The sequence below is a fragment of the Lysinibacillus sp. FN11 genome (genome assembly GCF_024628845.1).
In the GTDB taxonomy this organism is placed as follows: Bacteria; Bacillota; Bacilli; order Bacillales_A; family Planococcaceae; genus Lysinibacillus; species Lysinibacillus capsici.
Genome location: NZ_CP102383.1, coordinates 1,535,558 through 1,549,943 on the forward strand (window position 1 = coordinate 1,535,558; position 14,386 = coordinate 1,549,943).

Annotated in this window: 16 protein-coding genes and 2 pseudogenes; 17 read left to right on the forward strand and 1 reads right to left on the reverse strand. The window is 36.7% G+C overall.

Translation table 11 applies throughout. The features are described from left to right. Window positions 1-12 precede the first annotated feature (12 nt). From nagZ to NP781_RS08055, 5 genes and pseudogenes are all read left to right on the forward strand, one after another. Window positions 13-1,700, forward strand: a pseudogene (nagZ, locus tag NP781_RS08035) (beta-N-acetylhexosaminidase). A gap of 133 nt (window positions 1,701-1,833) precedes the next feature. Next, a pseudogene (locus NP781_RS08040) lies at window positions 1,834-2,034 on the forward strand (nucleoside transporter C-terminal domain-containing protein); the annotation flags it as partial. 169 nt (window positions 2,035-2,203) lie between these two features. After that, complete coding sequence (locus NP781_RS08045) at window positions 2,204-2,632, forward strand: hypothetical protein (RefSeq protein WP_257521951.1); 429 nt, start codon at window positions 2,204-2,206, stop codon at window positions 2,630-2,632. A 165-nt stretch (window positions 2,633-2,797) separates the two neighbouring features. Beyond that, the gene (locus NP781_RS08050; RefSeq protein ID WP_221683130.1) at window positions 2,798-3,736 is read left to right on the forward strand and encodes an oxygen-dependent tRNA uridine(34) hydroxylase TrhO; all 939 of its coding nucleotides are present in this window, start codon (window positions 2,798-2,800) and stop codon (window positions 3,734-3,736) included. Window positions 3,737-4,016: 280 nt separating this feature from the next. Beyond that, window positions 4,017-4,910: an SDR family oxidoreductase gene (locus tag NP781_RS08055; protein WP_257521952.1), complete on the forward strand. Its 894-nt coding sequence runs from the start codon at window positions 4,017-4,019 to the stop codon at window positions 4,908-4,910. 160 nt (window positions 4,911-5,070) lie between these two features. Here the strand turns inward: NP781_RS08055 and NP781_RS08060 are convergent, their stop codons facing one another. Beyond that, on the reverse strand, window positions 5,071-5,562 hold the full coding sequence (locus NP781_RS08060; RefSeq protein WP_257521953.1) for a DinB family protein: 492 nt from the start codon (window positions 5,560-5,562) through the stop codon (window positions 5,071-5,073). Between the two features lie 253 nt (window positions 5,563-5,815). Between NP781_RS08060 and NP781_RS08065 the strand changes: the two genes are divergently transcribed. The 12 genes from NP781_RS08065 to NP781_RS08120 all read left to right on the forward strand — a co-directional run bounded on the left by NP781_RS08065 (window position 5,816) and on the right by NP781_RS08120 (window position 14,344). Then, window positions 5,816-6,022: a helix-turn-helix transcriptional regulator gene (locus NP781_RS08065; protein WP_004228831.1), complete on the forward strand. Its 207-nt coding sequence runs from the start codon at window positions 5,816-5,818 to the stop codon at window positions 6,020-6,022. 33 nt (window positions 6,023-6,055) lie between these two features. After that, window positions 6,056-6,511, forward strand: a complete 456-nt coding sequence (locus NP781_RS08070; protein WP_257521954.1) for a hypothetical protein — start codon at window positions 6,056-6,058, stop codon at window positions 6,509-6,511. Between the two features lie 162 nt (window positions 6,512-6,673). Continuing rightward, window positions 6,674-7,267 (forward strand): VanZ family protein, encoded by a 594-nt coding sequence (locus tag NP781_RS08075; protein ID WP_257521955.1) that lies wholly within the window; start codon window positions 6,674-6,676, stop codon window positions 7,265-7,267. Window positions 7,268-7,422: 155 nt separating this feature from the next. Then, window positions 7,423-7,734 (forward strand): hypothetical protein, encoded by a 312-nt coding sequence (locus NP781_RS08080; protein ID WP_257521956.1) that lies wholly within the window; start codon window positions 7,423-7,425, stop codon window positions 7,732-7,734. Between the two features lie 151 nt (window positions 7,735-7,885). Beyond that, window positions 7,886-8,116, forward strand: a complete 231-nt coding sequence (locus NP781_RS08085; protein ID WP_257521957.1) for a hypothetical protein — start codon at window positions 7,886-7,888, stop codon at window positions 8,114-8,116. A 101-nt stretch (window positions 8,117-8,217) separates the two neighbouring features. Next, window positions 8,218-8,724: a GNAT family N-acetyltransferase gene (locus tag NP781_RS08090; protein WP_306831196.1), complete on the forward strand. Its 507-nt coding sequence runs from the start codon at window positions 8,218-8,220 to the stop codon at window positions 8,722-8,724. 136 nt (window positions 8,725-8,860) lie between these two features. Next, the gene (locus NP781_RS08095; RefSeq protein WP_257521959.1) at window positions 8,861-9,364 is read left to right on the forward strand and encodes a hypothetical protein; all 504 of its coding nucleotides are present in this window, start codon (window positions 8,861-8,863) and stop codon (window positions 9,362-9,364) included. A 239-nt stretch (window positions 9,365-9,603) separates the two neighbouring features. Continuing rightward, a complete protein-coding gene (locus NP781_RS08100; protein ID WP_257521960.1) occupies window positions 9,604-10,101 on the forward strand; it encodes an RNA polymerase sigma factor in 498 nt (165 codons plus the stop codon). Further along, the gene (locus NP781_RS08105) at window positions 10,088-11,203 is read left to right on the forward strand and encodes a hypothetical protein (RefSeq protein ID WP_257521961.1); all 1,116 of its coding nucleotides are present in this window, start codon (window positions 10,088-10,090) and stop codon (window positions 11,201-11,203) included. The genes NP781_RS08100 and NP781_RS08105 overlap by 14 nt, the downstream gene beginning before the upstream one ends. A gap of 250 nt (window positions 11,204-11,453) precedes the next feature. Beyond that, window positions 11,454-12,278: a copper amine oxidase N-terminal domain-containing protein gene (locus tag NP781_RS08110; protein WP_257521962.1), complete on the forward strand. Its 825-nt coding sequence runs from the start codon at window positions 11,454-11,456 to the stop codon at window positions 12,276-12,278. Window positions 12,279-12,425: 147 nt separating this feature from the next. Then, on the forward strand, window positions 12,426-12,743 hold the full coding sequence (locus NP781_RS08115; protein ID WP_237900487.1) for a hypothetical protein: 318 nt from the start codon (window positions 12,426-12,428) through the stop codon (window positions 12,741-12,743). A gap of 500 nt (window positions 12,744-13,243) precedes the next feature. After that, window positions 13,244-14,344, forward strand: coding sequence for an alpha/beta hydrolase (locus NP781_RS08120; protein WP_257521963.1), 1,101 nt, complete (start codon window positions 13,244-13,246; stop codon window positions 14,342-14,344). Window positions 14,345-14,386 lie beyond the last annotated feature (42 nt).

The window sequence follows — 14,386 nt, forward strand, 5'->3', positions numbered from 1 at the left end:
GGAGGTTTTTACATGCATAAAAGAAGACGTGGTGTGCTGCTAGTTCTTGTGCTGATGTTAATGGGTCTAGCCTTTTTTATCGGCATGAAAATGAGACCAGTCACACAACCGACTAGAAATCCTGAGACAACGCCCGTTCAAGAGGATGCGTCTGAACAGGAAGGTGGTTCAGAGAATATTGAGGTTCTCATACAGGAGATTGCTCAATTAGCACGAGAAGGAAAAGTACCTGATGTGCCATTTGCAGCAGGAGATACAGAACAACAAGCGGTTCGTGAGCAATGGGGAGAACCGCAGCAGGTCACTGAATCCGCCAATGGACAATATGAAGATTATGAGGATGTGACGATTGGTTATCGAGGTTCACAGGCCTTCGATATCCGTTCATCGAAAGAGAATATCAAAAGCATTCGTTTAGCAGATATTAAAAATAAGTTGGGTGAACCTGATGAAGTTCGTTACTATCAGGATCCATCAACCAATCAAATTATTCTTGTCTACCAAGTAAATGCCAGCTATCAATTAAAGTGGATTTTACCCAAACCGACTGACAGTGATGCCAATCCTGCCGTTCATCATATATCAGTCTATACGGAACTTAAGCCACAAGCGCCAGATAGGCTGGAACAAATGACATTGGACGAGAAAATCGGTCAAATGATGTTTGCAGGTGTTTCAGGCACGACGCTTCAGCCGGAGACAACAAGCCTTATTCAAAAGGCTAAAGTAGGTGGTTTGATCCTTTATGGCAATAATCTTGAAACACCCCAGCAAACAGTCACATTGATGAATGACTTAATGGCTGCCAATTCGAATAATCAGCTACCACTATTCCTTGGCACCGACCAAGAGGGGGAAAAGTAGTCAGATTACCAGGCGCTTTAAACAATTTCCCAACGAACCAAAAAATTGGGGACATTAACCAATCCAAGTTTTCATTTGAAGTAGGCCAATTATTAGGGGAGCAATTAAAGGCATTTGGCTTCAATCTGGACTTTGCGCCTGTATTAGATGTCAATAGCAATCCGAATAATCCAATTATCGGGGATCGTTCGTTTTCCAATGATCCAGCTATCGTCAGCAAATTGGGCATTCAAACAATGAAGGGTCTGGAGTCGGAGCAGGTTATTCCTGTCGTGAAGCATTTCCCTGGGCATGGTGACACATCTGTGGACTCTCACTTAGAATTGCCAAAGGTGGCAAAAAGCTTGAACGATTTGAATCAGCTAGAGCTTGTCCCATTTAAAGAGGCCATTAACAATGGTGCAGATGTCGTCATGGTCGCACATATTTTATTGCCAAAAATTGATCCACAGTATCCTTCCTCAATGTCGAAGGAAATTATCACGGGTATGCTAAGAAAGCAGCTGGGCTTTGATGGTGTTGTGATGACTGATGATATGACGATGAAAGCCATCACGAATCATTATGCGATCGGGCAAGCAGCTGTTGATTCGATCAAGGCTGGTAGTGATATTATTTTAATCGCTCATGAATATGCCAATATTACAGCAGCGGTAGAAGCGGTGAAGGTAGCCGTCAGCAATGGGGAAATAACAGAGGATCGCATAAATGAAAGTGTCCAAAGAATCCTAAAACTAAAAGAAAAATATCAGCTTGTCAATCAGCCCGTGCCAGCAGTCGATATCAACAAGCTTAACACGGACATCGAAAAAGTTTTGAATACGTATATGAAATAAAGGCGAAAAGGGACATACAGCTACCGGTGTATGTTCCTTTTTGTGAATGATGGATGGGGTGAGAATAGGGATAACGAATTCAAATATGAATTCGTTGCCATGCTGGACTTCGTTAAAATCCAAGCAAGATAGCTTCAGTGAGCGTACAGCAGCCATTGTCTCTGCTTTCCTCATATCCTTTGCTAACGTTGGCTCGATTGGTACTATCGTAGGTGCAGTAAAAGGGTTAAATGAAAAGCAGGGCAACGTGGTGGCACGCTTTGGATTAAAATTGCTATACGGTGCCTCACTTGTAAGTGTACTATCCGCGATCATTATTGGGATTGTGTTTTAAATAGAAGAAATTAGAAGGGCATATTTTAGGCGTATCAATCTCTAAAATATGCTTTTTTTGATCTTTTGACGGGTTAGAAATATTGTAACTTTCTTCCACAATTTTCGTTTGATCTAGTATGAGGTTTAATTGTACTAAAAGTATAAAAATCATAAGAGGATGGATTAGAATGAAAATTTTTTATCATTGTTTCATCATGTGGATACCTTTTATAGTGCTGTTTGCCTTAGCAGGATTTGGCTTAGAAGTTTTAGAAGGAAGAAAAATCAGAACATCAGAATATATGACGGGATTTCGTGATTTAGGCGTTGGTTATATGTTCTTAATGGGTTCTTTTGCTTTTATTCTCTATCCGATTTCGTTTTTACCGCTAACATTTATTGTGAATCGTTTTATGAAAAATGGGCTGTTCAAAGTGGTTCCCTTTACTTTATTTGGTGGGGCAATAGGGGCTTTTTCTTTAACAATCATCTATGATTCGCGATTTATAGAAGAATATAATGTAAGTATTGTCAATTCCATGCTTATTTTTGGGATTGCGGGTTTCCTCTACGCTTTAGTAGAAAATGCGGTGAAGAAAAATATAAAATTTGTTTAACTAATGAATGTGTCTTTTTTCATCTAGCGGAATATGGAAAAATATTTCTACTCATTTCAGTCTAATTACCGATAGCATATTAACGGATTATCCTTTATGGTTAATAGGTCGTAAAAGACACTATCAGGAATATCCTGCAAATATTGAAATGATAGGTGGAAAACAATGAATTATCAAGTTTTATTATATTACCATTACACGAAGATTGAAGACCCAGCGGTGTTTTCAGAAACGCACTTAGCAATGTGTAAAGAAATCGGTTTAAAAGGTCGTATTTTAGTAGCCAATGAGGGTATTAACGGGACTGTTTCGGGGACGATTGAGCAAACAGAGCAATACATGGCAAACATGCAAGCAGACCCATTATTTGAAGGCATTGTCTTTAAAATGGATGCGGCAGAAGGACATGCATTCAAAAAAATGCACGTTCGCCCACGTCCTGAGTTAGTCAACTTAGGCTTAGAAGAAGACGTCAACCCACATGAATTAACAGGTCGCTACCTGTCACCAGAACAATTCCTTGCTGAAATGCAAGATGAAAATACAGTAGTATTAGATGTGCGTAACACGTATGAATACGATGTCGGCCATTTTCGTGGCGCGATTCGACCAGAGGTAAAAAATTTCCGTGATACACCAGAATGGGTCCGTGCAAACCGTGAGCTATTCGAAGGGAAAAATGTTTTAACCTATTGCACGGGTGGTATTCGTTGTGAGAAGTTTTCAGGTTGGATGAAACGTGAAGGCTTTGGCAATGTTGGTCAATTACATGGTGGTGTGGCAACATATGGAAAAGATCCTGTTGCAAAAGGTCAATTATGGGATGGGCAAATGTACGTTTTCGATGAGCGTTTAACAGTGCCAATCAATCAAGTAGAGCATGTGATTGTCGGTCGTGATCACTATGACGGTGAACCTTGTGAACGTTACATTAACTGTGCAAATCCTGAATGTAACAAGCAAATTATCGCATCAGAAGAAAATGAAGCAAAGCATTTAGGTGGCTGTACCATTGAATGTACAAAGCATGCGCGCAACCGCTATATCGTGCGCCACAATTTAACCGAAGAACAAGTAGCTCAAGCAATTGAGGCGTTAATTTAAACATACAAAGCGTTATTAAATATCTTTCATCACCTACTTTATAGAGGTACTTAAAACACTCAATGTAAGTGTTCAAACTATCCATTTCAGCATTGGACTAGTCTGCTCGCTTCCATAGGGTGTTTTTTCTTTTGTAAGAAGAGTAAATGACTCAATCATAAGTTCTGAAACTGTTTAAAGTAAATGTTCAAAGGGTATTCAACAAAATGTAACAGGATTTAAATAGTGCAAGCAAACAAAGTGTTTGTCACTAAATATTCAAAATAGGAGATGATAGTTGATGGGAAACCCACATCTAACCGATCCACGTAAAAAATTTCATACTGAAAAATTCCCAAATCAAGAACAGAACACGCCAGCGCTACAGCATGGAATGATCCCCAAACCTGACTGCGGAGAAGAATCATATAAAGGATACAATCGTCTAGAAGGGCGTAATGCGTTAATTACAGGAGGCGATTCTGGGATTGGCCGTGCTGCCGCTATTGCCTATGCACGTGAAGGAGCCAATGTAGCCATCCAATTCTTCCCTGGTGAAGAGGAAGATGCCAACGTCGTTAAAGAATTAATCGAAAAAGCAGGAAGAAAAGCATTGCTGCTACCGTATGACTTACGAGAAGATAACGCAGCGACAGAGATTGTTACAAAAACCGTGGAAGCCTTTGGTGGATTGGACATTCTTGTATTAAATGCTGCGCAACAGATCGCACAGCCCTCCCTAAGTGACTTAACGATTAAACAAGTGCAAGATACTTTCAAAGTAAACATCATCAGCATGTTCGAGACCGTAAAAGCTGCTGAAGAACATTTGGAACCAGGAAGTGCAATTATCACCACCACATCGGTTCAATCTTTCGATCCATCCTCATCTTTAATGGATTATGCTGCGACAAAAGGTGCAATAAGCAACTTTATGGTATCCCTGTCCTCCTATTTTGCTTCGAAAGGGGTGCGTGTCAATGGTGTTGCACCAGGACCAATTTGGACGCCATTGCAGTTGGATAATGGAAAATTGGAAGGAGAGATGCCTGAGTTTGGCCAAAATACGCCCCTTGGCCGTGCGGGACAGCCAGTAGAGCTTGCACCAGTGTATGTTCTGCTTGCCTCCGATGAAGGAAGTTATATCACGGGTCAGATTTATGGAGTGACAGGTGGTAAGCCGATAGACTTGTAAACTTAATAAAACCTCTCTCGACATCAGTGATCTGAGTATGGTAGATAAACAGCTTAAGATTGATAATGAAAACGAACTAAATGATATGCCCCCTGCAGTTAGTAGTTTGTCTCTAACTTTAGGGGGCATCTGCTTTTCAATCACCAATTGGAATCATCGTTTATAAGTAGGAGCGCTTAGCTGGCCATGAACCTTGTAGTTTACGAAGTTGAACAATTTGTCCTGTATGGTAAGCGTCGTGCAAAAGGATATTTAGATATTGTTGCCAAACTGGAAGAGCGGGACTAGGTTGATCTAATGCCTCTTCTTGAAGGGATGCTAATGAAGATTTTAAGGCATCATGTACGTGAAGTGTTCGTTTCACTGTTTCTTGCCAAGCATCTTCATCATGGGCTTCTCCTTGGACAAACGTTTCATCATTATTTTGTGGAGCAACAAATGTCTCATCTTTATGTAAGCGAGAAAGTAAGCGCTCTTTAAAGATTAATAAATGGTTTACGTTTTCCCAAATCGTATTAGCAGCATTACCTTCTGGTTGCCAACTAGCTTGCACAGCAGTGAGATTCTTTAATGCGTCTGATAACGGTGGGTACCATTCCTCTTCGTAAAACACCTGATTGACTCCATTTTGCAAGAGTTCTTTTTTACTCATTTGGATAACCTCCTTTTTGTAACGCTCAAAACATTCCTTACTTTTAATTTATCAAATCTTCCAAAAATAGTACATAGTAATAGATCGACATTGTTTAGCTTTTAATGATCTTTTGAATCTTGGTGTTATGTCTCCTAGACATTTTCTAATTTAAAATTAAATTGTAAAGTGTGCTTGACATATGTAGTGATGTAAAGTAAACTTTACTTAATATTAAATGTATAGTTTGCTTTACATTTATAAAGGAGGCATTATGAAAAACAGAATTCGAGAATTACGAAAATTGAAGAAGATTACACAGGAAGAATTGTCGAAACAAGTTGGCGTTTCACGGCAATCGATCATTGCTATTGAATCTGGAAAATTCAATCCATCCTTAGAACTTGCCTACAACATTTCCAAAGCGTTCAATAGCACAATTGAAGAGGTGTTTATATTTGAAGAGGAGGAGAATGAATGATGGAGATTAATATCTGGGGTATGATTGGTTTGTATGGGAGTGATTGGTGGACTCCTTGGATGGTGGCTAGGACGAAAGAAAGCTAGAAAAAACAGTGGTTTAGACGAGCTGTACTATCATATTTGGCAAAAGGCCAGATCCTATTCTTGGTATGTGACATTAGGAGCGCTGTATGTTTTCTTTACGTTACTCAATTTTGGAATAGAATTAAGCACTGCTATGGTTTTAGGTATCCTTTTATTAACACACGTAGCGAGTTGGGGAATCATTGGGATTATTTTGACCATCAATATGTCCAGTGCAGCCCCGTTACAGCCCTCGCGTGTGAAGGTGGGCCTATTCGTCTTCATGACGTCCATTATTGTATTCACGATCATCTCGATCCTGACGACAAACTGGCTGTTTTTATTATTTAGTATTCCTCCTAATTTAATTGCACTTTTTACGGCACTTACGCCAAAGCGAAAAGATTCCGAGGTAACCTACTAAACTTCATATAATATCGTACCGTTTTTTCCCTATAGATATGGTGGTCTATAGGGGTATTTTTTTATATATGACATTAAAAGCATCTAAATGGAAAAATGGTTTTGACTAACATTGTTAAAATAAGTAAAATGATAGTTGTTACAAAATTTAGGAGGTGTTTACTTGCATACAAACTATGTTCTATATAATATTGTTCCTTTCGGATTTTTAGTGTTGTTGGTCTATATTTTTATAGATGTATTTCTTGATTACTTTAGAAAGGAAATCAAGCCTAATCAAAGACGCGTTACTTTATATAGCTTTCTCTTCTATTTACTATGTTTACTTCAAATTAAAGTAGGGGGAATAACACTTTTACCTCTAAATCCAGCAGACAAAAGTAGGAGTTTTATTACAGCTAATGATTGGTTTGGAATTTTTGATGGTATCCACTTCAGTATGTATTTGTGGAGCTATTCAGCTATAGTTTATAATTTTTTATTATTACTTCCTTTAGGGATATTTTTATTCGTTCTTTTCCATTTTAACAATAGAAATAAAGCCATTTTTATAGTGATATTGTGTTGTTTAGGAATAGAGCTTTTACGTCTACTATTAGGGTCGTTTAGTTTAGTTCCTAGGAACATTGGTTCTCTAGATGGTATCTACTTATTATGTAATATGCTTGGTGGAATAGTTGGTATATTAATAGTGAAAATATTTACGCAAATAAAAGTGAAGCGAAAAGATAAAGTTTATAATGGTAGTTTTAATTGAATAATAGTTTTCGGCAATGGGCGCGTTTATTAATCAACGTGTCTTTTTCTTTTAAAGGGCAATATTGTTGAATAATACAGTTATTTGAAACCTTTCCTACAATTTACCGTTATGTATTGTTAAACAGCAATACAAAATAGAAAGAGGGATTCGTTATGATTGGTTGGCTTAATATTGGCAGTCTCTTACTAGGACTAATCGCTTGGATACTTCCAGTTATTTATCTCATGGGAAATAAAAAACATGAACATTCTAATTGGGGCATCCTTACTGTTCTCAGCATCAGTGCCTGTGCTATTTCAATTAGTTTTCAGATGTTCTATAATTATCATTTAGTAAAAATTGAGGATTGGACGGCACTCATGGACACGACACATGCAGTCGTGATAGCCACAGCAGTTCTTCTCATTTTTACATTTATATTAAATGGACTTACTTTTATTGTATACCGACAGAACAAAAAGTAGGATAGTAGATTCCAGTGTTTTAAGAGGGAGCATATTTCGCTAATAAGTAATGCTCTCTTCATTAAAGAACAATGGGTTTATTGTTATCTTTGTAGAATCTAATTATTATAATAAATTGTGGTGAAATTCAATTATATAAAGGAGTGTATTGGTGGACCTACTACTTTGGATAACTATTGGTTTCATAATAATTGGATTTGTTGTGCTCGCCTCTATGAAAAAAGATATGGAAAGTAAGGTCGCTTTTATAAAATTGAATATGGAAGAAGAGGAAAATTCATCAAAAGCTAAATCTGTAGTTTGGTGGATATGGAGTACCACTGCTTGGGGGATCGTAAGTCTGTTTCTTGTTGTTTGGTGTTTTCATCATTACTTTGGGTAACTTTTAGCTTCAAATGTGCTTAAAAACAGGTACTGCGCATTTCTAAAAAGGAATGCGTGATATTTTGTGGCAAAATAAATTAAAAGCAAAGGGTGGGCATTTTGCAGATAATCGAGACGGAACGATTATATCTTAGAGCGTTAAAAATGGACGATCATCATGAATTATCAAAAGTGCTTTCCGACCCAGAGTCTATGCAATATTATCCTCATCCCTTTAATCAAGAAGAGGTTAAAAATTGGATCAGATGGAATGAGAAAAATTATAGGCAATATAATTACGGACTATGGGCAGTTATTTTAAAAGATGGGCATAAATTTATCGGTGATTGTGGAATAACCATGCAGAACATTGACGGTGTATGGTTACCTGAAATCGGGTTTCACATTATTAAAGCGTATTGGAATAAAGGGTATGCCACAGAAGCGGCGTGTGCTTGTAAGGAATATGCATGGAATGTTCTGGGCTATTCCGAAATATTTTCATACACGACCTTAAAAAATATCCCATCCCAAAAAGTTGCGGAAAAAATAGGGATGGAAAATTATGATATTTTTGAGAAGAATGGTGAACAACAAATCGTTCAAGTTGCCTACAAAAGTATATGAATATTGAGTAACTCATTTTTTATTCCAGAAAAGGGCGCGTTAATATATAGGAACGTGTCTTTTTCTTTTAAAGAGTTGAATAGCATTCTTTTTGGGAATTTAATATTTATGCGAAAATTTGTCAAAGGGGGATGGAATGAAGAAGCATATAAAAGGTTTAGTACCTTGCATTTATTTGATGTTGTCGTTCTTTGTACTATCTGGCTGCAATGCTCAAAAAAGTGGTAATACTTATTATTTATTATTGATGGGTGAAAGTGAAAGCTGGAATCTAACAGGATATGAAATTGTTATCACACCAGAAGACTTTAAAGCAGGATTTGGCACCTTAAAAATGAAAAACGTCAATACGTATATGACAGATTTCTTCCACTTTGAAACGCATGTGGTTATCGAGAGTGATGATTCGGTAGTTCATACTGGTTCAGCTACTGGTGAGACGAATATAGCAGAATATACAACTGGTGCTATTGCAGGGCCATACATCAATAAAAATGGTGACTTTATTACACTTGAAGATATAAATGAGATTTATGTGGTGGTTGAATGGTGGGATATTAGCAAGAACGAAAGTATAAAAGAAAGAATAGATTTATTTAACCAATCAAAAAAAGAACAGTCCTTCTTGAACGAACTATAGTTATAGTTGAATAACGATCTTCTCGGACGCTTTTCTGAAATAATAGGAAAGCGTCTTTCTTCATGAAAAGGGCCATTATCAAATATAGGCACTGCTGCATCATCTAAATGACCATAGGAGTGTATTACATACTTCTGTAACCTTGATAAAAAGGCTACTCTAAAATATTTCCAGGAGATTGAACAATTTTTTAGAAAACGAGCGTCTAAGTAGTAGGATTGAAACGAGGTGAGTTGTTGTTGGAAAAAATCGTAGAACAATATGGTGAATATTTGTATCATCTTAGCTATTTATATATGAAGGATTTTCAGCTTGCAGAGGAGATTACACAGGACGTACTCATGAAGTACTTATTACGTAAAGACGATTTTAGAAAAGATGCTTCATTGAAAACGTATTTAACCCGTATCGCTATTAATTGCTGTCACGATGAACTACGTAAACAAAAGAGAAAATCATTTATTTCAAAACTTTTACCACTAGGCAGAACTGAACCCTCAGTTGAGCAAACATATATAGCAACTGAGGATTTTGTAACCTTAAAGCAAATTGTCTTTGCATTACCACTTCATTATAGGGAAGTCATTGTACTGTTTTACTATGAAGAATTTGATGTTTCTGAAATTGCTAGTTTATTAAATGTCTCACAAAACACCGTTCGTACAAGGATTCGTCGAGCGAGAGAATTGTTGAAAACAAATCAGGAACTGGAGGCAATATTTTATGAAGGAATTTAAAAACAAGCTAAAAGAAGAATTGCGACAAGATGCCCCATTTACAAACGACATCAAGCACCGTATATTGCAAAAGAAACCCATAAAAAGAAAGTTCAACTGGCAGGTTGTCACCGTATCTATTGCAGCCTGTTTCATTATTGGGTTAATGCTATTCGTTGAGTTTTCTCAAAAGAATAACCTACAAACCGCAAGTCAGCAAACTGAGCTATTACCGATTGTCGATGATGTTTCTTCTTTAGACATCATTCAACCGCAATATGCTCATCTACTTGGGGAACAATGGATGCTGCATTTTTTGCCAATGATTATCGATAAGGAAGCCCCCATTACGTATGGAGATTATATTGCCTTTTATGGAACGGATGGGCTTGTCGTTTCAACTGTATTAGGATTAGGTAATGATCATGTAACAATGAAGCAAGGGCAAATTTTAGTAGATGATACCCCATTAAAAGTTCATGGATTAAATGAGCAAATAAAAAAAGAGGATATCAATGACCCATTGAAAAACCCTTACTTTTTTCATAACTTTGGAACAAGACCAGCGCCATTCAATGACAAATCGATTTCTGCGAAAGAAAAAGAAATGGTTGTTTATGACAGTGACGAAGGCCATACGATTATGAAAATTAGTGAGGGGCAATTAGTAGGTAAGGTCGTAGGCTTCCAAAATTTTGAGCTAACATTTGAATTGACTGAACAGGAGCAGCAAGTTTTTAATGCCTTTAAAGAGGATTATAATATTGAAAAGTTAAAAAATATGACACCCCAAGCGATTACTAAAATGTTTTTAATGAGTGATATGGAAAAAGATTATGAAACATATGAAGCATTGTTCACAACAAATAGGAACGATGAAACAGAAAGTGTTCAAAGATATTATGAGAAAACGAAAATCGTACGACAGGAGTTGTTTACAAAGGAAATAAATCGCCTTATTATCGCAAATCTCTTTGCGGGGTTAGAACATGCAGAGTTTGAGCAGCAAACAGATACAACAGGGGTTATAAAATTTATTTCACTTGAAGGACCAATAGAGCTAAGTATGGAAAAAAATGCCCAAGGAATTTGGCAGCCAGCCTTTAGTAGAGGAATTTATTAGCTTTTTAGAAAGAACATCAATTTACGCATGAAGGCAAAAACCTTCCTAAAGCGTTATTGGATAATTTTCATCAGTATCCTTATCTAACAATCGGACGCGTTTATTTCGAAACGCGTCTTCTTTTAATAGGTCATGTAGATTGAATAAAGAGTAGAATAGTTTAACGATATATGTGGATTTTTATGGTAAAATATTTAGTGAAATGTATTTTTTGGGAGAATAGTGAGTTTTAAAAAAGGAGTGTTTAAAGTTGAAAAAAGTGTTCTCAGGAATTTTTCTTGCATTGATTTTAATCATGACTTCATCACCTACATATGCAGCCGATTTTCAAATAAAAGTTGACGGTGTTACCATTGCATCCGATGTAAACCCCGAAGTTAAAAATAATCGGACAATGGTTCCTTTACGTGTAATTAGCGAAAATTTAGGGGCAAATGTTACTTGGACGGATGCTCAAATTACCCTTACTAAAAACGATATGCAGGTCATACTAAAGCTTAATCGTAATCAAGTGGTGAAAAACGGTAAAATTGAACTGCTTGATGTAGAGCCATACATGAAAAATAATCGTACTTTTGTTCCGATGCGTTTTATTGCCGAAACATTTGGCAGCAATGTCACTTACAATAACGGTACAGTAACAGTTGAGACACAGCCTCTCTTTATTAATGGTATAAAAGTAAAAGCTTTGCAATACGAATATCATATGACATTAGGCGGAGTCATACAGCAAATTAATGGGAATGGTTATAACGAAGCTATTTATAATACTTTTATAAAAAATAATGGAAGTAAAGTCGAAGCACCTACTTATAATCCTTGGGATACTCATCCCATTCCAGTAGGGGACTATGATAAAAATGCGCAATTTGATTTTTTAGACCAAGACTCGAACAGTATCAAACGGTTTGATATTTATTTTTCAACAGGGAACTTAGGCGGAGTATTGGTGCATGATACTACTGCAAATCATTGGTATGCATACAGTGATACCGCAAGACTAGGCATACTTCAATTAATTGATAATGCCTCGATGAACGGCTTTGTGACGGTTATGAGTAATACAGTTCCATAAGGTGGATGATAGTGTTTTACTATTGTTTTAACGGAATTACTTTAATAAGGAGTAGAGCCTTTTTCTACTTAAACAAAATTGCAACTTTGTTTGTACCATTACGCAGATTTATATTTTCATGTTGTCAGAAGAAATGAGGTAATTTATTTGGATGAATGGAAGAAAGTTGTACTTAGTTTACTCGAAATCATTGTAATTCTATCGATTGGTTTACTTTTTACAACTTATATTTTAAGACCTATATACGAGAATTTTGGAATTCAATTTACAGGTGACGTATGGGTAAACTGGTTTGGATTATCGTATATTTTATTCGTCTTATACTCGTTGATTGTCGGTATTTTTATTTTTCAGGAAAGTAATATCTTTAAACAGCGACGTACATCCGTACTCTTTTGGCTCATTTTTATTGGTTCAATTTATGTAGTTTTTATCCCTTTTATAAAAGGTGAAAATCCATTCTAAGACTTCTATATAGTTCATTATTTCAACAATTCCAAAATCTATTATCGACACAAAGTAGGATAAAAATCAAAAACTGCATCCATTTAGATGCAGTTTTATTTTTTTCTAATCAATATTTCACCAAGTGGGATTCCTACCACCACAACCAAAACCGTTAAAATTAACAGCGCTCTAAAAATAAAATATGCAGCTTCATCAAACATCGTATCCCTCCTTTTTTTACAATACCTACCCCATATTTAGAAAAAATTATTGTTGTGTTTTAATAATATAGTTTACGCAAGGTACGTATGCAGTTTTTTAAAAATTTTTGGTCTTCAGACATTTCTTTAGTAAGGTCATTTTAATCCATTAGAAAATTCAAGAATACAACACTGTATTGATGCTATACAAGATCTTCAATCGTTATTTGCTAAAGAATGAGCTAAAGGTTAATAATCCTTTACCCGAGATAATAAATAGTAAACGATACATAAGTAAATTTAATGGAGGTTATGATGATGAGGATAGCGAAGAAAATAGCCAAGATAGCAGGAATCCTTCTAGTTATACTGACTTTGTTTATGGGGATTGGATACGCTATTCTTGTGATTAATCCATTAGGAAATAAACCAGGCAAGCCAGTTGCGGATATTGAAGACAAGGTGGAGATTTGGGGAGAAGAAGTGGCAGGTAATCATTCGGGAAGTAAGCTAGATGATATGAATATTAAGGGCAATCCTAACAGACTTTTGGCGACATTCAAATTTTCCACTGGCATCGTGGGAGAAGACTATAAAGACAATGAAGTGGCCATTGATACCTTTACCTATATCCATGAAATTGAAGGGGGTTATGAAAAATCAACCTATGAAGATGAGCCCTATCTGATTCCTTATACGGTCGCGAACAGTGACAGTGCCGTCATTATTATGCCAGGTGGTGGTTATGGCTTTAAGGAAATGGATGGAGGAACAGCGGAAGGAAAGGAAATAGCTGCATCATTAAATAAAGCAGGTATTAATGCATTCGTTCTTCACTATCGTTCCAATCCCTATGAGTGGCCTATTCCACAGCTAGATGTTCAACGTGCTGTCCGTTATCTACGTTACCATGCCAATGATTATGGTCTCCATCCAGATCGAATTGGTTTGATAGGTTTTAGTGCTGGAGGTTATCAAACGGGTAGCTTTATTAACCTCATTCAGGGAGAAAATCTGTTTCCTGCTAGTTATCAGCCTGATGCCATTGATGCTGTTGATGATCAAGTAGCATCCGCTGCAATGATTTACCCTGCATTGACGTATCGCTATAATGTGCCCATGCTCTTTGCTTCTTTTAATGATGAAGATGTCAGAAATCCAGAAAAGCGGGAAGAGCTCTTGCAGCAGACAGATTTATCTACGCATTTCAGGACAGCTCATATACCTCAGTTTATAGCTTATGGGACAAAGGATTTAGCAATTGGGGTAAAAGGTCCACAGGAATATATCCAATCTGCACGAAACGCAGACGCGGATGTGACTGTGATAGTAGCAGAGGGTCAGAATCATGGCTTTAAGCAGGAATACTATATGCGAGCGTATCTTGAATGGGTAAAGAAAATTTTTGATTCTTTATAATTTGCTTTAAAAGTGGTCAAAGATTTTAGTAAGTGCTATTTT

What these genes read in the sequence shown, in the direction of transcription:
- NP781_RS08045 (WP_257521951.1), top strand. Translation starts at nt 2,204, where the DNA reads ATGAAAATTTTTTATCATTGTTTCATCATGTGGATACCTTTTATAGTG.
- NP781_RS08050 (WP_221683130.1), top strand. Translation starts at nt 2,798, where the DNA reads ATGAATTATCAAGTTTTATTATATTACCATTACACGAAGATTGAAGAC.
- NP781_RS08055 (WP_257521952.1), top strand. Translation starts at nt 4,017, where the DNA reads ATGGGAAACCCACATCTAACCGATCCACGTAAAAAATTTCATACTGAA.
- NP781_RS08060 (WP_257521953.1), bottom strand. Translation starts at nt 5,562, where the DNA reads ATGAGTAAAAAAGAACTCTTGCAAAATGGAGTCAATCAGGTGTTTTAC.
- NP781_RS08065 (WP_004228831.1), top strand. Translation starts at nt 5,816, where the DNA reads ATGAAAAACAGAATTCGAGAATTACGAAAATTGAAGAAGATTACACAG.
- NP781_RS08070 (WP_257521954.1), top strand. Translation starts at nt 6,056, where the DNA reads ATGGGAGTGATTGGTGGACTCCTTGGATGGTGGCTAGGACGAAAGAAA.
- NP781_RS08080 (WP_257521956.1), top strand. Translation starts at nt 7,423, where the DNA reads ATGATTGGTTGGCTTAATATTGGCAGTCTCTTACTAGGACTAATCGCT.
- NP781_RS08095 (WP_257521959.1), top strand. Translation starts at nt 8,861, where the DNA reads ATGAAGAAGCATATAAAAGGTTTAGTACCTTGCATTTATTTGATGTTG.
- NP781_RS08105 (WP_257521961.1), top strand. Translation starts at nt 10,088, where the DNA reads ATGAAGGAATTTAAAAACAAGCTAAAAGAAGAATTGCGACAAGATGCC.
- NP781_RS08120 (WP_257521963.1), top strand. Translation starts at nt 13,244, where the DNA reads ATGAGGATAGCGAAGAAAATAGCCAAGATAGCAGGAATCCTTCTAGTT.